At 70.0% G+C, this 17,098-nt stretch carries 25 protein-coding genes; 8 read left to right on the top strand and 17 right to left on the bottom strand.

What is annotated here, in order from left to right; translation table 11 throughout:
* Positions 1 to 48: 48 nt before the first annotated feature.
* The 10 genes from ACS5Q7_RS07520 to ACS5Q7_RS07475 all read right to left on the bottom strand — a co-directional run bounded on the left by ACS5Q7_RS07520 (position 49) and on the right by ACS5Q7_RS07475 (position 4,896).
* Positions 49 to 273, bottom strand: coding sequence for a hypothetical protein (locus ACS5Q7_RS07520; protein ID WP_055958874.1), 225 nt, complete (start codon positions 271 to 273; stop codon positions 49 to 51).
* Between the two features lie 60 nt (positions 274 to 333).
* Complete coding sequence (locus tag ACS5Q7_RS07515; RefSeq protein WP_055958875.1) at positions 334 to 843, bottom strand: hypothetical protein; 510 nt, start codon at positions 841 to 843, stop codon at positions 334 to 336.
* 2 nt (positions 844 to 845) lie between these two features.
* Positions 846 to 1,022 carry a hypothetical protein gene (locus tag ACS5Q7_RS07510; protein WP_156653150.1) on the bottom strand — a complete coding sequence of 59 codons (177 nt, stop codon included), beginning with the start codon at positions 1,020 to 1,022 and terminating at the stop codon, positions 846 to 848.
* A gap of 2 nt (positions 1,023 to 1,024) precedes the next feature.
* Positions 1,025 to 1,285 (bottom strand): hypothetical protein, encoded by a 261-nt coding sequence (locus ACS5Q7_RS07505; RefSeq protein WP_055958882.1) that lies wholly within the window; start codon positions 1,283 to 1,285, stop codon positions 1,025 to 1,027.
* A complete protein-coding gene (locus tag ACS5Q7_RS07500) occupies positions 1,282 to 2,403 on the bottom strand; it encodes a hypothetical protein (RefSeq protein WP_055958885.1) in 1,122 nt (373 codons plus the stop codon). Before ACS5Q7_RS07500 ends, ACS5Q7_RS07505 begins: the two co-directional genes overlap by 4 nt.
* Before the next feature lie 85 nt (positions 2,404 to 2,488).
* Complete coding sequence (locus ACS5Q7_RS07495) at positions 2,489 to 3,013, bottom strand: hypothetical protein (RefSeq protein WP_055958888.1); 525 nt, start codon at positions 3,011 to 3,013, stop codon at positions 2,489 to 2,491.
* 4 nt (positions 3,014 to 3,017) lie between these two features.
* Positions 3,018 to 3,506 carry a hypothetical protein gene (locus ACS5Q7_RS07490; RefSeq protein ID WP_055958892.1) on the bottom strand — a complete coding sequence of 163 codons (489 nt, stop codon included), beginning with the start codon at positions 3,504 to 3,506 and terminating at the stop codon, positions 3,018 to 3,020.
* Positions 3,506 to 4,042 carry a hypothetical protein gene (locus ACS5Q7_RS07485; protein WP_055958895.1) on the bottom strand — a complete coding sequence of 179 codons (537 nt, stop codon included), beginning with the start codon at positions 4,040 to 4,042 and terminating at the stop codon, positions 3,506 to 3,508. The genes ACS5Q7_RS07490 and ACS5Q7_RS07485 overlap by 1 nt, the downstream gene beginning before the upstream one ends.
* A 10-nt stretch (positions 4,043 to 4,052) precedes the next feature.
* The gene (locus tag ACS5Q7_RS07480; RefSeq protein WP_243214750.1) at positions 4,053 to 4,286 is read right to left on the bottom strand and encodes a hypothetical protein; all 234 of its coding nucleotides are present in this window, start codon (positions 4,284 to 4,286) and stop codon (positions 4,053 to 4,055) included.
* 91 nt (positions 4,287 to 4,377) lie between these two features.
* On the bottom strand, positions 4,378 to 4,896 hold the full coding sequence (locus ACS5Q7_RS07475) for a GcrA family cell cycle regulator (protein WP_055958898.1): 519 nt from the start codon (positions 4,894 to 4,896) through the stop codon (positions 4,378 to 4,380).
* A 138-nt stretch (positions 4,897 to 5,034) separates the two neighbouring features.
* Here ACS5Q7_RS07475 and ACS5Q7_RS07470 point away from each other — a divergent pair, with 138 nt between their 5' ends.
* Positions 5,035 to 5,904 carry a hypothetical protein gene (locus tag ACS5Q7_RS07470; RefSeq protein ID WP_055958901.1) on the top strand — a complete coding sequence of 290 codons (870 nt, stop codon included), beginning with the start codon at positions 5,035 to 5,037 and terminating at the stop codon, positions 5,902 to 5,904.
* Positions 5,905 to 5,942: 38 nt separating this feature from the next.
* Positions 5,943 to 6,542, top strand: a complete 600-nt coding sequence (locus ACS5Q7_RS07465) for a hypothetical protein (RefSeq protein WP_055958904.1) — start codon at positions 5,943 to 5,945, stop codon at positions 6,540 to 6,542.
* Between the two features lie 50 nt (positions 6,543 to 6,592).
* Here the strand turns inward: ACS5Q7_RS07465 and ACS5Q7_RS07460 are convergent, their stop codons facing one another.
* Positions 6,593 to 6,934 (bottom strand): hypothetical protein, encoded by a 342-nt coding sequence (locus ACS5Q7_RS07460; RefSeq protein WP_055958907.1) that lies wholly within the window; start codon positions 6,932 to 6,934, stop codon positions 6,593 to 6,595.
* A 307-nt stretch (positions 6,935 to 7,241) separates the two neighbouring features.
* Here ACS5Q7_RS07460 and ACS5Q7_RS07455 point away from each other — a divergent pair, with 307 nt between their 5' ends.
* A complete protein-coding gene (locus tag ACS5Q7_RS07455; protein ID WP_055958910.1) occupies positions 7,242 to 7,577 on the top strand; it encodes a hypothetical protein in 336 nt (111 codons plus the stop codon).
* Positions 7,578 to 7,943: 366 nt separating this feature from the next.
* On the opposite strand, the gene ACS5Q7_RS07450 is transcribed toward ACS5Q7_RS07455, so the two are convergent.
* Both ACS5Q7_RS07450 and copM read right to left on the bottom strand, forming a co-directional pair.
* Complete coding sequence (locus ACS5Q7_RS07450) at positions 7,944 to 9,380, bottom strand: YncE family protein (RefSeq protein ID WP_055958914.1); 1,437 nt, start codon at positions 9,378 to 9,380, stop codon at positions 7,944 to 7,946.
* Positions 9,377 to 9,832 (bottom strand): CopM family metallochaperone, encoded by a 456-nt coding sequence (gene copM, locus ACS5Q7_RS07445; RefSeq protein WP_055958917.1) that lies wholly within the window; start codon positions 9,830 to 9,832, stop codon positions 9,377 to 9,379. Before copM ends, ACS5Q7_RS07450 begins: the two co-directional genes overlap by 4 nt.
* A gap of 182 nt (positions 9,833 to 10,014) precedes the next feature.
* On the opposite strand from copM, the gene ACS5Q7_RS07440 reads away from it, so the two are divergent.
* Genes ACS5Q7_RS07440 through ACS5Q7_RS07420 form a run of 5 tightly spaced genes read left to right on the top strand, consistent with a single transcriptional unit; the run spans position 10,015 to position 12,982 of the window.
* The gene (locus ACS5Q7_RS07440) at positions 10,015 to 10,398 is read left to right on the top strand and encodes a COG4315 family predicted lipoprotein (protein WP_055958920.1); all 384 of its coding nucleotides are present in this window, start codon (positions 10,015 to 10,017) and stop codon (positions 10,396 to 10,398) included.
* Between the two features lie 13 nt (positions 10,399 to 10,411).
* Positions 10,412 to 10,921: an RNA polymerase sigma factor gene (locus ACS5Q7_RS07435; RefSeq protein WP_478338719.1), complete on the top strand. Its 510-nt coding sequence runs from the start codon at positions 10,412 to 10,414 to the stop codon at positions 10,919 to 10,921.
* Positions 10,918 to 11,727: an anti-sigma factor family protein gene (locus ACS5Q7_RS07430; RefSeq protein WP_055958925.1), complete on the top strand. Its 810-nt coding sequence runs from the start codon at positions 10,918 to 10,920 to the stop codon at positions 11,725 to 11,727. The genes ACS5Q7_RS07435 and ACS5Q7_RS07430 overlap by 4 nt, the downstream gene beginning before the upstream one ends.
* Positions 11,724 to 12,614, top strand: coding sequence for a LysR family transcriptional regulator (locus ACS5Q7_RS07425; protein ID WP_055958927.1), 891 nt, complete (start codon positions 11,724 to 11,726; stop codon positions 12,612 to 12,614). The genes ACS5Q7_RS07430 and ACS5Q7_RS07425 overlap by 4 nt, the downstream gene beginning before the upstream one ends.
* Entirely contained in the window at positions 12,611 to 12,982 is a 372-nt protein-coding gene (locus ACS5Q7_RS07420) for a YidH family protein (RefSeq protein WP_055958930.1), read from the top strand. Before ACS5Q7_RS07425 ends, ACS5Q7_RS07420 begins: the two co-directional genes overlap by 4 nt.
* Positions 12,983 to 12,985: 3 nt before the next feature.
* On the opposite strand, the gene ACS5Q7_RS07415 is transcribed toward ACS5Q7_RS07420, so the two are convergent.
* The 4 genes from ACS5Q7_RS07415 to ACS5Q7_RS07400 form a co-directional block, all read right to left on the bottom strand.
* A complete protein-coding gene (locus ACS5Q7_RS07415; RefSeq protein ID WP_055958933.1) occupies positions 12,986 to 14,071 on the bottom strand; it encodes a molybdopterin-dependent oxidoreductase in 1,086 nt (361 codons plus the stop codon).
* Positions 14,072 to 14,149: 78 nt separating this feature from the next.
* Positions 14,150 to 15,238, bottom strand: coding sequence for a beta-propeller fold lactonase family protein (locus ACS5Q7_RS07410; RefSeq protein ID WP_243214752.1), 1,089 nt, complete (start codon positions 15,236 to 15,238; stop codon positions 14,150 to 14,152).
* Between the two features lie 80 nt (positions 15,239 to 15,318).
* Positions 15,319 to 15,657: a c-type cytochrome gene (locus tag ACS5Q7_RS07405; protein WP_055958939.1), complete on the bottom strand. Its 339-nt coding sequence runs from the start codon at positions 15,655 to 15,657 to the stop codon at positions 15,319 to 15,321.
* A gap of 11 nt (positions 15,658 to 15,668) precedes the next feature.
* Positions 15,669 to 16,892: a molybdopterin-dependent oxidoreductase gene (locus ACS5Q7_RS07400; protein ID WP_055958942.1), complete on the bottom strand. Its 1,224-nt coding sequence runs from the start codon at positions 16,890 to 16,892 to the stop codon at positions 15,669 to 15,671.
* Between the last annotated feature and the right edge of the window lie 206 nt (positions 16,893 to 17,098).

The following is a 17,098-nucleotide window of genomic DNA, read 5'->3' as shown; positions in this document are numbered from 1 at the left end:
GGGTTACGAGATGACCCAAATCGGGATACCCGATCGGGAAGATCGCCCTCAGCCGTCCGGCTCGTCGACGCGGGCCCAGCACCTCGCCGCCTCGTCCCAGTGGAAGGGGCGAGCGTCGCCGCCGGTGGTTTTCCAGTGGTACCCATGGGCGCCCGGTTCGCCGGAGATCTCCAGGCGTCCGATCCCGCCGTCCCAGAGGACGATCTCGACAAGCCTCCGCTTAGACCTGTTCACGCGGCCGACGCTGAGGACCTCCGTGACGTAGGTCGGCACACCTTTGGGCAGGATGGCCTGGATCGCGGCCTCGACATACGCGACGTCTGCGGGGGACGGCTACGCCTTAGCCGGCGGCGGGGTCACCGCCTCGTCGAATCGGACCCACGCGCCGTCAGCGTAGTGGAACGCGCGCTGGTCGCCCTCGGCCTCCCACTCGCGCACGGTGGGCTCGGGCCCGCAGACGACGTTGAGGATGATGGTGCCACCGTCGAACAGGCGCACGCGCGAGACGAGGTCCTCGCCATCCCGGCGGGCCGAAAGGATCTCATCGGCGAACGTCGGCACGTCGGCCGGGATGCTCGCGGCGATCGCGGCCTCGACGATCGCGATGTCCCGGGGGCGCCGGCGCCCGACACCGGCGTCGTCGATGAGGGCCGTCAGGAGAGCGCTCGGCAGCGGGGGCGAGGCGGGCGGCGCTTCCGGATCTCCGTCCATATCGAAGAGGGGCAGCTGGATGGGGCCCGGCAGGACGGGTTTCGGGGGGGCCGGGCGCGGCCAGGGCCCCAGGGGGACGTGGAATTCCTGCGCGCGCCAGGCGTCGAGGAAGGCGGCGTGGGCGGGTTCCATTGTCACTCTCCTCCCCTGCAGGCGCAGTTGATGCAGACGGTCGGCATCTCCGGATGGCGCGTCAGCACGATGGCTTCGTGGTCGTCGCAGACCTCGACGCACCATGCGCAGACGAAGCCGTACTCCTGCTCGTAGTCGTCCCTCTCGCGGGGCTCGAACCAGTCCCAATCGCGCGCCATGGTCATTCCCCCTTCAGACGGTTGGCCAGAGCCCTGGCGGTTTCGCTCTGCTCGTCCAGGATCTGGATGAGGGCGTCCCCGACCCACACGGGGATCTCGCGTTCGCCGGTCGCCCACCGGGCGGGCAGTCGGGGATCGAGCGAAGGGCGGGCCCCTTCCGGATGGAGGGGACCGAGCAGGGCGGCGAGCGGCCGGCGCCACTCGGGCCCGAGGAGGAATGTCCCCACCTCGGCGAGGGTCTCGGGCGTGATGCGGCGGGTCACGCGGGTTCTCCGATGAAGGCGCGGAAGTCGGCCATGGCGGCGGCGCGTCCGGCCTCACGGCCGGCCGAGAAGGCGTCGGCGTAGATCCGGAGCGCGGTCTCGATACCCCGCCGCTCAGTCCCGAGGGGGACGTGGAAGAGCATCTCGTCGCCCTGCAGGACCGCGATCCCTTCGAGGCACGGCCTCAGGCCGTAGCCCATCTGGAGATGGCCGATGGCATCGATCTCCAGCAGGACGTCGTAGTGGCGCAACGCCTGCAGGTGCATGAAGCGCGCCCGCCACTGCGAGGCGAGCGATGCCTTCGACGGCGACGCCGTGTACGCAACATTGGCCGAGTTGAGGTGCGCCGATGCGGCGTGGACCGTGACGAGCGCCTGAGCGAGATCTCCGGGCGCGTCCTCGCGCAGAAGCCCGTCGAGGAGGCGCGATACACTGTCACCCTGAGCGACGGTGGCGGCGTCGAAGCTCGACTGAGTGGGAGCGGCCCGGGTTGGACTGCGCCTGTCGCGGGCTTGCTGCTGCTGGCATGGCTGGGTGGTCATAGCCGGCGCGGCGGCGAGGCACTCGGCCACCGCATCAATCGTGCGGCGCGCCGTCACCGGGCTGCGGTTGGGGGTGATGAACGGACGGGCTCCGGGGCTGCTCCAGCTGTAGTGATCGTTGGCCAGCACGTACCGGGTGCGGACGACATCGCCATCGGTCGTGACGCGGTACTCGTCGCGACCATGGTCCGGGAACTCCGGGCAGGGGCCGACGCTGACGGCGACGATGCCGTGCGTGGTGACGGTCCGCACGAGCCTCATGGCGACGCGGGGGGCGGCGCAGGCCTGCTGGATCTGGGTCGGCTGGGAAACCACGGCAGCGGTCTGCTCAGCGGGCTCATCCGCCTCATCGCAGGAGCAGGCATCCATGACGTAGCTGGCGAGGCGCCGGCGCACCGTGGCGAAGTCGGCCTGGTAGATGGCGAACCCGCCCTCGGAGACCTCCCACCGCGCGCCGATGCGGGCGATGCCCATGGCGTTGCTGCCGAGCACAGCATCGACCGCGCGCATGAGGAGGGTGACGTTCGGGGCGCGCTTGATGCGCGAGACGGCGGAGAGGATTTCGGATTTCGTCATGGCGTGGTTTCCCATCGTGCGAGGAGAGGTCAGTGCCTGCTCCAGGTCCCCATTATGGGGACTTGGTTAACCATCTGTCAAGACATCACAGCAGCCTCAGGGCATCGGCGTCCTCGGCGGGTATCGGCCGCGCTCGCCGGCGTGGAGACCAGTGCGTGCCGACCAGGAGGTTGGCGAGATACCCAAATGCGCGGGCCTCGTTCGCGCCACGGACAGCGATGACGCGATCGGCCGTCACGATGACGGAGCGGTCCCCGTGCTCCAAAGGAATGTGCTCCGGCACGGCCGACACCAGGCGGCCGTACATCGTGTGCGACCGCAACATGAGGACGATTGCGCAGGGTTCGGGCCCGCCATCTTGCCGGAGTACGATCTCGAACGGCGGGTTCACGCTGGGCCGCCGGACGAGCCACCCCTCTCGGAACGCCCCGACCACCTCGGCGCGCCCGTCCCGAGTGAGGGGCGCGGTCTGCCAGAGTAAGCTCTCCTGCAGGGTCAGTACGTCCGTGAACCGGCGGCTCTCGACGGTGAGGCCGGGGTCCGCCGTGAGCTGAGTTTCCGGGTGTATCGGGAGAAGGAGGGGCCTCATCGGGCGTTCGCGGTAGGGCATCGGATCACTCCTGCGACGGGGTGGCTGCGAGGTCAGGGGGCATGGGTTCGGCAGGCCTCGTGACGTTAGGCACGCGCCACACCGGGGCCGCGCTCGGGACGGCCGCGTGGTACGCCGCCAGCTGCGCGGCGGCCCGGGCCTTGCGGCTGCCCGGGCCGGTAGGCCGCGGCGCCCGGTCCATAGGAGCGAACACCGGCAGGGGCGCCGGCGGAGGTGCGGGCGTCATCCGCCGCAGGATCTCCAGCGCGGCCGCGCCCGCCGACTGGACGCCGCCGTGCGCACGGCAGAACTCGCGGATGGTCTCGGCGGGCATCCCCCGGTGGAGGACCGTCGCCTCGCCGGCGCGGCCGTAGCCGATGCCGTAGGCAGCGAGGCCCTGCGGTAGGGCGGGGTCACCGACGCGCGTTGCGACGATGGGCGCGCCGTCGCCCTCGTAGACGGCGAAGGCGGTGCCGTCCCGCAGCGTCACGATCTCGGAATCGAGGTAGGGCATCAAAATCCGCCCCTCTGGAGCAGCCTGAGCCGGAGCTTCTCGCGGCGCTTCTCCAGGGCATAACGCCTGGACTGCTCGGCCGGTGGGAGGCCACGCACCCGGATAGCCCGGAGAGGCTGGTCTTCGATGACGAAGATCGGATCGCGCGAGAGGAGCCGCCACTGCGGCTCGCCGTCATCGCCGACGACCTGCTCTACCTGCCTGACCTTCATGGCGTGGTGAACCAGGCAGCCGGCGTGCCGCCACCCCTGCGCAGTCTGGTGCGGGGCCTCATGGCCCACCGGCACGAACCTATGCCCGGCCCACACGCGCAGGACGATCCATTCCCGCCCGAGGGTGTCTCCACCGAAGCAGGCTGCGACCTTCGTGCAGACGTGCCCGAGCCACGTTTGATGAGAGGTGCCGTCGCTATCGCTCGTGCCCTGCTCCAGGCCGAGATCGAATGCCTCTGGGTGCAGGATCGGGCGATCGGGACTCAGGACGTCGGGAATGTCAGGCGGCCCAGAGAGGGCGAAGAATGCACGGACGTCGACCATGGGCTGTCTCCTAGAAGGGGATTTCGTCGGGGCCGTACGTCACGGCGGCGCAGTGCGGGTCCTCGCCCCGGGGCATCGCGGCCCGGCAGGCATCGGGCATCGCCTCGCAGTGGCGGGCGTAGAAGAAGTCGCGGTGGTCCTCGTCGAGGCCGACGTGAACGAGGTACCGCTCGCCCGGCTGCACGCCGCGGCCGATGGGGCAGCGCTCGCAGGGGCCCGGCCTGCGGGCGGTGTGCCGCCTCATGACGCCCCGGTCCGCGAACGTCGGCGCGGGATCCGGCCTCCGTCCTCGCCGAGGGCGTGCTGATAGTCCTGCGCGAGGCTCGACCAGCTCGTCATGCCGCCCTCCTCATCGGGATGTACGGCACGCCGCGCGACCGGGCGGCGACGGTGCCGATGCAGCGGTGCCCCGGGCAGTAGGGCGAGCCGAGATCGGTGGGGTGCCCGCAAGCCGGCGCGTCCCGGCGCGGGTCCCCGGCGATCCAGCGGCACATGCCGTCCCTGACATCGAGGATCGCGACCCGCCGGCTCTCCGGCAGGGCGACGTCGGAGGCCTTCGGGCGGGGGGTGAAACGCGGGGCCGGCGGGGGCGGCGGCGCGGCCTTAACCACGACGGCCTTCGGGGCCTTCCGCGGGCCCTCGTGGGGATTACGTGCAAGGCGGGTCCTGCCGGTGCCGGGGCCCAGGAAGCTGCAGCCCTCGCGGCGCATCCTGCCGATGAACGAGGAAGCGGAACGGTGGACGCCGTCGGCGGCGAGGGCGGCCGAGATGACGCCGGCCGACGCGCCGGCGAGCCAAGCGGCTTTGACGCGCTCGACGAGGTCGGGCGACCAGTTGTGGGGATGGAGGGGCATGGGGGGCGGGGCACCGGGGAGGCTCCTTGTGAACGCAGATCAATATGCATTAGCTGCACCTTTATGTCAATATCGCCATTGAAAATGACTATGCTGCGTATTAGTCTGCGTTAGCTATTTTATCCTGTGGACACGCCCATGCCCTGGTTGACTGCTCCCCCGTTGGATTTCGAAGACCTGCCCTGGCGCCTGGTCGGCGAGCGCCAGCGCTACGGGAACGCCCGCCTACTCCACGTCCTCGACGCCATCCCGCAGACGTTCCAGGACGCCTATCGCGGGGCGCGCGCCGAGATGATCGGCGCCGGCTACAGCTGGACGGACAAGGCGAACGCCCGCTCGCCGGACGGCACGCTCCTGCCGTGCTGGTGGACGAGCGAGGCCGAGGTCGACGTGCCCGCGCTCAGGGCCGCCGTCGACGCGGCGTTGGCCAAGGCGGGCGCCCGGCGCGGGGCGGCCGACCGGCGGGCCGAACAGCGGGCCGAGGCCGACGAGGTTCTGACGGCACCGATTCGCCAGCGTTTGCAGGACCTCGTGGCGAAGCGGCTGTGGTCTCTGGGGAAGGAGCTGGCATCCGCGCGTGAGCTGATGACGGCGACGTCCTGGACAGCGTACGGCGGGCGGATTGCCGAGCGGTGGCTGGAGGCCGCTGAGGCCAACAGGGTGCGTGCAGAGGCGCGCCTCGCCCGCCCGGCCATGCCGCACTGGCTCGCCCGCGCCCAGGACCCGGCCGTCCGGGCCGCCGTCCACGAGGGCCTGAAGTACCTGGCCGAGCTCGACGAGGACTGGGCGTCCGAGGAGAACGGGCGCGGCTATTCGCAGGCGACCTCCTGGACCGGGCACGCCTTGGCCGAGCGCGACGGCCTCAGCGAGCTGGAGGCCGCGCACGGCCTCCAGCTGCTGCACGGGCATCGGCGGCAGCTGCCGCCCTACCTCGCCTACCGCGCCCTCGGCATCGCGTCGGCGACGAGCCGGGAGGCCCCGGCTGGTGGGTTGCTGCCCGCGGCGTGAAGCTCCCCCCGTCACCCTCAGATCGAAGGACCTGCCCCGTGCGCATCCTCTACGCCCTGCTCGCCGCCCTCGCCGCCGCCCTGTCGGCCCCCTTCCGGATGTTGGGTTTCGGGGGCCCGCCCAACCCGGCGGCGGTGATGGCCGCGGCGGCGCTCGCCGATCGGGATGGGGACGACGAGGCCCCGATCGACGACGGCCAGTACGTCCTCGGCCTGCTCATCCGCGAGCACGCCCGGCGCCGGGTCGTCGGCACGAAGCCCAGCGACGAGGCGATCCCCGCCCTGCCGCCGCTCATCGCCGCGTGGCTCGACAGGCTGACGCGCGAGCAACTTTTCGCGGCGTGGCGCGCGCCGGCGCGGATCCTGGAGCAGCATGTCCTTGGCGGTCCCGAAGGCCGCATGCGGTGCGAGCTCGGCCTCGTCACGCCCGCGGCGATCGTTGCGCTCCCGATCCAGACGGCGGCGGGCAAGGACGGCGCGGCCGGCAAGGGCGGATCGTCCTCGGGCGGCAACAGGAACAAGCCGGCGGCTGAGGCGGCGGCGCCCGCGCAGGAGATGGACCTCGTCGACAAGCTGGCCTTGGCAGGCCTCACGATGGAGGAGTGCTACGCGAGCGCCCCGGCTGGCCCTCGCCGCTGACGCCTCGGACCCTGCCGACGACCGAGCCCGCCGGATCGCCCCGGCGGGCTTTACTGTGCCCGGATGCGGCCGTCGCGGACGGCCTCGACGAGGCGAGCGAGGTTCGCCTCGGCCCGGTCGGCACGGGCGCGCTCGCCGTCGACGGCGCGCTCCAGGGTGGCGACCTCGGCGCGCGCGGCGGCGGTCTCGGCCTGCGCGGCAGCGAGTAGCCGGCGGACGCGGTGGAGCTCCCGGGCGACGGCCTCGACGGCGCCGAGGTCGGCGAGGTCGCGCTGGCGCTGGAACTCGCGCAGGCCGTCGAAGGCCCCCGCCACGGCGGAGTGCCCGAGGGCGAGGCCCTGCGCGACGCGGAAGGAGCTGTCGACGGTGAAGGAACGGGTCTCGTGGGACATCGGCTTCTCTCCGGGCGGGGCGATCTCACGACTCAATTCGCGCCTGGCCGGGACTCCCCGTCAACCCGAAGTCGAAGGGATCCACACGGCATGGTGAACGATCCGTTTCCGGGGGTGCTGCAGCACGCGTCCTGAGTGATTGCGGATTTCGCTCTTGATGAATCGCCGATGTGGAAAACTGAAACGCCCAAAAATATGCTGAGGAAATGCTGCGCTCAGCACGAGGTGCGCACGAGGGCGTGCCGAGAGGGTGTCGAGGGCGTGACATGTCATGGTGCCTTGCACCTCGTCACGGCATCATCCGCCCATGAGCACTCCCCGCCCCTCATTCTCGGCCGCCCGTGCACGCGAGGCCAACCGCGCCGCCAAGGCTGCCTCCCGCGCCCGGGCAGCGGAGGCGGGCGCGCCGGATCCGGCGACGCTCGACCGCGCGATCGCCGACGGGCTGGCGGTCGTCATTGCAGGCGCTCCCAAGGGGTACCGCCTCGCGAGCCCGATCGACGCGGGTGCGGTCATCCTAGCGGCGGCGGCCGCGCTCAAGGCACGCACAAAGCGGGGCCTAGCAGCCGGGAAGAACCCCGTCATCTACCGCCGGGAGGCCGTCTCAGCGGCCCTGGCGGCCCGTCTCGGGCTGGATCCCTGAAGCCTGAAAGTTCGCAATTTCCGCGTTACACTGGATAGGAGTAACGGGGGGAGGAGATGAGCTGGTCGAAAGCACTCGACTGACGCGTCGCCTCTTCGCGGCACCTTCCTCTACGCTGGAGAAGCTGCCGGTCGGGGCGTGTCCCGATCTAGTGGTCCGAACCTGACGCTTGGTACCCACCTGCGAAGTCGCAACTGGTGGGAAGCGGACCCTGACCCTTCGCCCTGAAGCGGACGTTCCGCCTCCGACCCAACTAGGTCATAGGAGCAATCTAACGGCGGCCTCGAAAGCAGACGTTGCAGCCGGACGCGCGCTGCGAACGCATGCTCTCGGATTCCCGCTTCCCGCGCTCGTGAGGCCGCCCGTTCAATCCACAGTCTGCATCTGGACGACGCCGCCGAGTTCACCGGGCTTGCCCGAGACCACCACGAGGTAGCGCCGGCTCGCGCCGGCATCCGTGCGGGTGATCTGGCGGATCGGGCCGATGGCGTTGACGATGGCCGCGCCGGCCGGGTTGGTCATGAAGGCGGCGAGCGGCTCCAGGCCGGCGGCCCCCTTCGGATCGGCGGCGAGCGCCAGGACGAACGGCGTCTTCGGCGCCAGTCCCGTGACCGCGGCCTGCAGGGTCTGCAGCACGCCCTGGTCGAACAGGGTCACCTGCGTCGCCGGCTTGCCATCGGTGCCTGCGAGCGTCAGCGCGCTGGTCTTGCCGGCTGCGCCCAGCGGCTGGAGGTTCTGCTTTCCGTCCCCCTCCGGCACGGCGTTCGGGACGTAGGCCACGCCCTGCGGCCCCTGGCCGATCGGAACCTCGGCGATCACGGTGTTCGATGCGGTGTCGATCACCGCCGCCTTGTCGGCGTTCTCTAGGCCGACATAGACGCGGCTGCCGTCGCCCGAGGGCCAGAGCCCGTGCGGCAGGGCGCCGGTCGGGATGGTGGCGACCTGGGTGAAGTCGTCGGTGCGGAACACCTTGACCTGGTTCAGGCCGCCGATCGTCACGTAGGCGAACTGGCCGGCCTTGGTCGAGACGATGTTGACGTGGTTGGTGATCGGCCCGGTCTCGATGGTCTTCAGCGGCGCGAAGGGCGGCGTCGCAGAGAACACCTGGGTCCGGCCGACATCCTTGAGGGTCAACCACACCTGCTTGCCGTCCGGTGTCGCGGCGATGTCGGGGCAGAACGGGCTCTCCTGCTTCACGCGCCCGACGATGGTGTGGGTCTTCGTGTCGATCACCACCGTCTCGGGGCTGAAGCTGGAGCAGACATAGCCGTAGGCGCCGTCCGGCGAGAAGATCGTCATGCCGGGCCCGTTCGGCACGGTGATCCGGCGCGTCTCCTTGGCGGTCGCGGCATCGAGTACGGCGATGTAGTCCTCGCCGCGCACGCTCACCCAGGCCTCCCGGCCGTCCGGCGTGAAGAAGGCCTCGTGCGGCGCGCGGCCGACATAGGCCGTGTGGCGGACCGTGTTGGTCGCCGTGTCGATGAAGCTCACGGAGTTCGAACCGATCGAGACCGCGAGCAGCGTCCTGTGGTCGGGCGAGAAGCCCATGCCGTGGACGAGGAGCTGGCCGCGATAGAGCGGGCTCAGGTTCATCGGCGTCGGGTCGCCGAGCCGGATCACGCCGAGCAGGACGTTGGCGGCGGGATCGACCACCGAGACCGTGTTGGAGAACTGGTCCGAGGTGTAGAACCGGTCCCTGCCGCTGACCGGCACGTCCGGTGCGGAGGCTGCGCCCGGGGCCTGCCCGGCGAGAGCCGAGCCGGAGAGCAGCGCGAGCGCGAGGAGGGTGAGGGCGGTCTTCATCGGCAGATCTCCGAAGGCATCTCGGCGGCAGGGGCCGTGCCATGGTGGTGAAGGTGGGCGGCTGCGGCGGACGAATCCGGCGCGGGAGGGAGATCGGCGAGCGCCCGGCGCATCACCGCGATCTCCTGGCCCTGTTCGACGATGATCCCCTGCGCGAGGCGGCGCAGGACCGGATCCTTGCCGTAGAGCAGCTCCGCCTGGGCCATCGCGATCGCGCCCTCGTGGTGCGGGATCATCATCGCGGCGAAGTCGCGGTCCGGATCGCCCGAGGGCGGGACCATCATGTCGGCATGCATCCGCGTCATCGACTGCGCCATCACCGCGTCGAAGGACGCGGAGACGACGGCCGGCGGCTCGGCAGCGGCCAGCGTCGGGGGCATCATCATCCGGCCGCCGACGAGGCCGCCGGCCATCACGGCGGCCGTGAGCGCAAATCCCAATGCTCCGCGCATGAGCCGTCCTCCCTGTTCGTTGTCGAGGGGAGAGATGCCGGGGAAACGGTTTTATTCCCTGGCCGGGGACGAATTCGCGGCCCTGCCGATGTGATCGATCTTTTCCAAATGTCAGTGGAATAGACGCGCCCGTTCGGCATCTCTCCCAATGCGGTCATGGTCGACCGCCGGAGACCTCACTCATGCGCACCATGCTGATCCGCGCCGCCTTTGCGGCCTTCGCCTTCTCCGCCGTCGCCGCCCAGGCCGCTGCGCCTGCGATGACGGCCGAGACTGCCAAGGGGCCGGCGCTCGTCGATGCCAAGAGCATGACCCTCTACACCTTCGACAAGGACATGGGCGGCAAGTCGATGTGCAACGGCCCCTGCGCCGCCAACTGGCCCGCCCTGATGGCGGCGCCCGGCTCGGCTGCTAGTGGCGACTGGACGATGGTGACGCGGGACGACGGCACGATGCAGTGGGCCTATAAGGGCAAGCCGCTCTACACCTTCGCCAAGGATACGAAGCCCGGCGACATCACCGGCGACGGATTCCTCAACGGTGCATGGCACATCGCCAAGCCCTGATCGGTAAAGCCTCGTGGACGAGATCGCTGCCCTCATCGAACCGCAGATCCCAGCGTTGCGGCGCTACGCCGTCGCGCTGTTACGGGACCGCGAAGCGGCGGACGACCTCGTCCAGGACACTTTGGAGCGGGCGTTGTCCGGCTGGTCCGGACGCCGCCGCGGCGGCGACCTGCGGGCCTGGCTGTTCACGATCGAGCGCAACCTGTTCCTCGGCACTGTTCGACGCCGGGGCCGGCGCGGCGTCGATCTCGGCGCGGAGGCTTTGGAGCAGGTGCCTGATCCGGGTGCCGACCCCGAGACCGCTATGGGAGCCCGTGACGTGCTCACCGGGCTCGATGCGCTGCCCGAGGAGCAGCGCTCGGTGCTGCTGCTCGTCGCGGTTGAGGATCTGTCTTATGCGGAAGCGGCCCAGGTGCTCGGAGTACCGCTCGGCACGGTGATGTCGCGGTTAAGCCGAGCCCGGGAGCGGATGCGAAGTTTTCTGGAAACGGGCCGAACCGGCTTGTTGAGGAGGGTAAAATGAGCGGGGATCCGCGCCCGGTCGGCGAGGACGACCTGCACGGCCTGATCGACGGTCGTCTGGAACCGGAGCGGCAGGCGCTGGTCGAGGCATGGCTCAGGGGAAATCCCGCGCGGGCGGCCGAGGTCTCGGCGGATCGCGCCTTGCGCGAGCGCTTGCGTGCCCGCCTCGCGCCGATCGCCGAGGAGGCGATCCCGGCGCGGCTCAGGGTCGCCAATATCCGCTCGCGACATCGCCCGATAACCGGGCGCTGGCTTCCGGTCGCGGCTGCGGCCGTGCTCTGCCTCGCGGTCGGCGGTGCCGCCGGCTGGTTCGGCCATGCCGTGCGGCAGGTACCCACGGTCACGCTCGCGCGAACCGAGCCGGCGACCGACGACGCAGTGGCGGCCTTCCGCACCTACGTGGTCGAGGCGGTGCATCCGGTGGAGGTGCGCGCCGACGAGAAGCCGCACCTCGTGACGTGGCTCTCGAAGCGCCTCGGCCGGGCGGTGACCACCCCCGACCTCACGGCCTACGGCTTCCGCCTGATGGGCGGCCGGCTGCTGCCGGCGGGTTCCGAATCCGCCGCGATGCTGATGTACGATGACGATCACGGCACCCGGCTGACGCTCTACAGCCGCGTGGGCGATGCGGATGGCCGCACGGTGTTCCGCTTCGCCCGCGAGGGCGATGTCGCTGCCTTCTCCTGGGTCGATGGCGGCATGTCCTACGTCGTGACGGGTCGCACCGACGAGGCGCGGCTGTTGACCGTCGCGCAGGCGGTTGACGCGCAGGTCCGTGGATTGCCGGTTCCGCCGCGGCAACCATGACCCTCGACCAACTCCGCATCTTCGTGGCCGTGGCGGAGCGGCAGCACGTGACCCGGGCTGCAGAGGCGCTGAACCTCGTCCAGTCGGCAGTCAGCACGGCGATCGCCAACATCGAGGGGCGGCACGCCACCAAGCTGTTTCACCGGGTCGGCCGCGGGATCGAGCTGACCGAGGCGGGACGCGTGTTCCTCGTCGAGGCCCGCGCCGTACTCGCCCGGGCCGAGGCCGCCGAACTGGTGCTCGCCGACCTCAGTGGCATGCGACGCGGGACGCTGGCCCTCTATGCCAGCCAGACCATCGCCAGCGACTGGCTGCCGCGCCACCTCGTCGCCTTCCGCCGGGCCTACCCTGAGATCGCCATCCGGTTGGCGGTGGGCAACACCACCGACGCCGCCGACGCGGTGCGCGCGGGGCAGGCCGAACTCGGCTTTGTCGAGGGGGCGCTGGACGACCCGACGCTCGCGAGCACGACCATCGCGCAGGACCAACTGGTCCTCGTGGTCGCCCCTGGCCATGCCTTCGCCGAGGCGACCCACCTCGAACCCGAAAACCTCGCCGGGGTCGATTGGGTGCTGCGCGAGGCGGGATCGGGAACCCGCTCGGCCTTCGAGGCGGCCCTGGGTGCGGCCGGCCTCGCAGCCGCCCAGCTTCGGGTCACGCTCGAACTGCCCTCTAACGAGGCGGTCCGCGCCGCCGTCGAGGCCGGGGGCGGGGCCGCCGTCCTGTCCGAGACCGTGGTCGCCGCCGCGCTTCGGGCCGGGACCCTGGTCCGGGCGGCGTTCGACTTACCGAGCCGGCCGTTCCGGGTGCTGCGCCACAAGGAGCGCTACCGCAGCCGGGCCGCCGACGCGCTTCTCGACCTGATCGCGACAGCGAATGCCGGATGAGCGAGCTCGCGAAACCCGTGCCCCCCGACGATCCCCGGGTGAGACTCGCCGAGGATCGGACGGTTCTAGCGGCCGAACGCACCTTCGTGGCGTGGCTTCGCACCGGGCTCGCGTTCCTAGGCGTCGGCCTCGCCGCGCAGCGCTTCCTGCGGGAGGTGCTCGCGGTCTGGCCGCTGAAGGTATTGTCGCTGACGCTGATCGGCTGCGCGCTCGCCTCATTCGCCGGCGCCGTGTGGCGGGACCGGGCGATCCGGGCACGGCTCGCCCATTCCGAGATCCCGATGATGCCGCGCCTCCTCACCGTCGGGATTGCGGCCCTGCTCATCGCGATCTCCGGCCTCGCGGCCACCGCCCTGCTCTGGGCGTGAGGGTCAGGCCACCGTCACTCGCACCCGGTGCCAGGCGGCGCTGAGGTAACCCTTGTAGTTCCAGGTGTCGTCGGGGGCGGCCGGCTGGGTCTGGCCGGCGGAATCCCAGGCCCGCACCGCGAGCTCGTGCTCGCCCGCGGTCAGTTCGCGCTCGATCTCCCAGAACGTCCAGGCGTAGGGCGCGTCGGCATCGCGCTTGATCCGGGCTTGCGCCCAGCTGCGGCCGCCATCCGTCGAGACGTCGACGCGGGCGACCGCGCGGTCGCTGGCGATGGCGTAGCCGCGGATCGCGTGCCGGCCGGCCTTCAACGCAGCGCCGCGGGCGGGCTCGCAGATCGCGCTGTTCAACGGCATCGCCTCGATGGTGATGCCGTGGGCCGGGTCGGCGGTCTCGGCCGTCACGTCGGGCGGAAACAGCTTGTAGTCGTCGGCCTGCATCGGGTTGTCGGAGGGCCGGTCCTGCACCGTGATCCGGGCGAGCCATTTCGGGCTGCGGATGCCGGCAAAGCCCGGCACCACCACGCGTAACGGATGGCCGTGCTCGGGGGCGAGAGGCTCGCCGTTCATCGCGAAGGCAAGCAGCGTCTCGGGCGCCAGCGCCTTGGCGAGCGGGATCGAGGCGCCGAAGCGCGTGTCCGTGTCCGCGATCCGGTCGTGGCTCTCGAAGGCGACGTGGCGCTCATCATCCGCTTTGATGCCGGCCGCGCGCAGCACGTCGGCGAGCCGCACGCCGGTCCATTCCGCATTACCGATGGCGCCGGGCGCCCACGGGTCGCCGGAGACCGGGGCCACCGCCAGCATGTCGGCCCGGCGGTTGCCGGCGCATTGCATCACCGCCGTCACGGTGACGGGCGCGAAGCGTTCTTTGAGATCGGCGAGGGAGAGGTCGAGGGGCGTCGCGACCATCCCGTCGACGGTCAGGCGGTAGCCGTCGGCGTCGAGGTCCGGGATGTCGCCGTGGCTGCGGACGTAGAAGTCGGCTTGATCAGTCAGGAAGGCGGCCCGCAGGCGATCGAGCGGCGGCTCGGCGTTGTAGGGCGTCTTTCCGTGGACGATGAGGCGGTCCTTGCGCTGGAACAGGCCGAGCATGGGGTCTTTGTCCTGCGTTCGCGACGTGTCGAGATCGAGAACGCGCCGGGCGCCGAAAGGCACCCGGCGCGCGACGCTTCACGGCTTCATCGTCGAAACCACCGCGTTCTTCGCGCGGTCGACCACGGCCACGCTGAGGTCGCGGTTGAGGACGTACGCGTGGGCGTTGTCACTGGAGAATGCGATCGCCTGGCGCGGCTCGTTCAGCCCGGTCACCGTGGCGACGACCTTGAGCGTGTCGGTGTCGATCACCGAGAGCGAGTTGTCCTTGAGGTTGCCCGAATAGACGAAGCGCCCGTCCGGGGTCAGCGCGGCACCGTAGGGGTCCTTGCCCACCGCGACTTCTGACGTGACCTTGCGGGCGGCGACATCGACCACACTGACGGTGTTGCGGCCGCTGTTGGCGGCAAACAGCGTCTTGCCGTCCTTGGTGATCGAGATGGCGCGCAGCTTGTCGAACCCGGCGATCTCGCTGGTGATCTTGTTGGTGGCGGTGTCGACCAACGTGATCTTGTCGCCGAGGAAGTTCGTCACGAACACGGTCTTGCCGTCCGGCGACAGCTTCACGCCTTGGCGCGGCTGCGCAAAGCCGGGGATCACGGCGACTGCGAGCATGGTCTTGGTGTCGAACACGGTCAGCGTGCTCGCGGCCTCGTTGTTGACGTAGAGCTTTGTCCCGTCGGCCGAGAGCACCGTGCCGAACGCACCGGGGCCCGCGGCAAGAACGCCGGCTTCTTTGCCGGTGCCGGTCTCGTAGACCGTGATCCGGCCCGTGCCGCTGTCGGAGACGTAGAAGCGGGCGCCGTCCGGCGCGAACACGATGTTGCGCGGCGTGACGAAGCCGTCGAGGCGGCGGAGCACCGTGCCCTTGGCGACGTCGTAGACGATGACGGCGCTCTCCTCGCTGTTCGACACCGCGGCGACCGTGCCGGCGGCGTTCAGGGCGAGCGCGTTGTTCTTGATTGCGCCGTCGAAGCCGGCGGCGAATCCAGGTTGGTTCTGGGTGAGGAGCAAGGCAGCTCCGGCGAGGAGGGCGCGGAGGCTGGTACGGACGTGGGTCATGAAGCGTGTCTCTCGGGCATGCGCCCTCGTTCGACGGCCTGGGGCCGGCCGTGCGGGCGAGTTCGAAATCGGATTGCGTCGTGCGGGACCGGTCAGGCCGTGCATCGCCTTAGGGAGATGCCAGCGAGGGCGGTCTATTCCCCGAGGCCGGCGAAAAAAGCACGGCGGCCTCGGGATTCGAGGGTTCAGGGCGTGGGCTTCAACGCCGTGAGGTAATCGACGATGGTCTGCACATCGGCCTGATCGACCGGCGCTTTGTAGACGTGGACCATCTTGTTCACGGTCTCGGTCCACTGCGCCTTCGTGAGCTTGGGCTGGGTCAGCACCATCCCGGCCGAGTGGCAGGCGAGGCAATTGTTATTGACCGCCTCGGCTCCCGGCCCGTCCGGAAAGATCCGGTCGGACGTCGGAAATTCGATCGATTGCGAACTGAAGCGCATCGGCTCGGGAGCAGGCGCCGCGAGCGCCACCAGGGGAGACAGGATGAGCGCGGCGATGAGGGCCGCAGGGCGAATTGTGTTCATGGCTGTTCTCCTCAAGCGGCCTGGAAGGACACGGTCTCGATGCCGTTCTGCATGAAGCCGTTGGCGTTCCAGACTCGGTCCATGCCTTGCGCGACGCCCTTGGTATTGGTGCAGCGGACCCTGACCGTGTGGGTCCCGGCGGCCAGCGCCGGCAGGCTGCCGTCGAAGCGGCGGAAGCTGTAGGGGCCCTCGTCGGCACCGAGTTGCGCCGGGAACCACGTCGCCCCGCCGTCGCCGGAGAACTCGACCGCCTTCACCCCACAATCGCCGCCGAACGCGATGCCGCGGATGGCCACCGGCGTTCCGGCCGCCACCTTGGCGCCGTCGGTCAGGTTGGTGACGAACGAGCGCGGCACCATCCTGTTAATCGGCACTGTCTTGAACCCTGTCTGCCCGGGCTTGATGTTAGCACCCGGCACGTCGGGAATACGGTAGGCGGTCTTCATCCAATATTGTTCGTCGGGCTTGTCCAGCACCTCGATGTCGGACAGCATCTTGACCCAGTAGGTTGAGTACCAGCCCGGCACCACGAGCCGGAGCGGGAAACCGTTGAGCAGCGGGAGCTGCTCGCCGTTCATCGCGTAGGCGATCATCACCTCACCATTGTTGGCGTGGTCGAGATCGAGGGACTTCTTGAAGTCCGGCGCGTCGTCGACCACGGGCTCGTCGAGGCCGTTGAAGCGCACCTGCACGGCACCGGCCTTCACCCCGGCCTTTTCGAGCACGTCCTTGAGGCGCACCCCGGTCCAGCGGGCGTTGCCCATTGAGCCGTTGGCCCATTGCGCGCCGGGCACCCGCGGCTCGAACAGCCCGCGTGAATTGCCCGAGCACTGGTTGACCGCGGCGATCTCGAAGCGCGGCAGGCCGGCGATGGCATCGAGGGAGAGCGAGAGTTCCTTCTCCACATGGCCGTGGACCTTGAGCCGGAAGGTGCCGGCATCGACCTCGGTCGGGATCGAGGCCCAGTGCCAGCGCACGTAGAAGCGGTCGTTGGGGGTGAACACGCCCGCGTCGAACACCGAGAACGGCGTCTCCAGCAGCGGCGGATGGGTGCGCTGGAGGATCATCTCGCCCTTGCCCGGAAAGGCGGTGGTCAGCGCCCGCTCGTCCGGGCCGCCGGGCAGCGGCAGCTTCACCGAGCCCGCGGCCCAGGCCGGCAACGCGGCGCCGAGGCTGCCGAGCCCGAGTCCACCCAGGACGAGGCGGCGGTTCGTCGGTCTGTCCAATCCGTGCATGGTCTCTCCCCTTGAAGAATGTCGGCGTCGATGCGTTCGAGCGCATCGGGCCTCGTGGCGATTCCTCGCGACAAGGGAGATGCTACGGAAAGCGATTTATTCCCTCCAACGGTCTTTCGCGATGCGAACGATCTCCCGGTGCGATGATTCGAGAATTTTCAATCTCCCGCTTAATCCGGATTTCTTCGGGGCATCGCGCCGGATGA

Source organism: Methylobacterium sp. Gmos3 (assembly GCF_056430985.1).
This window is presented reverse-complemented; position numbering and strand designations above follow the sequence as displayed.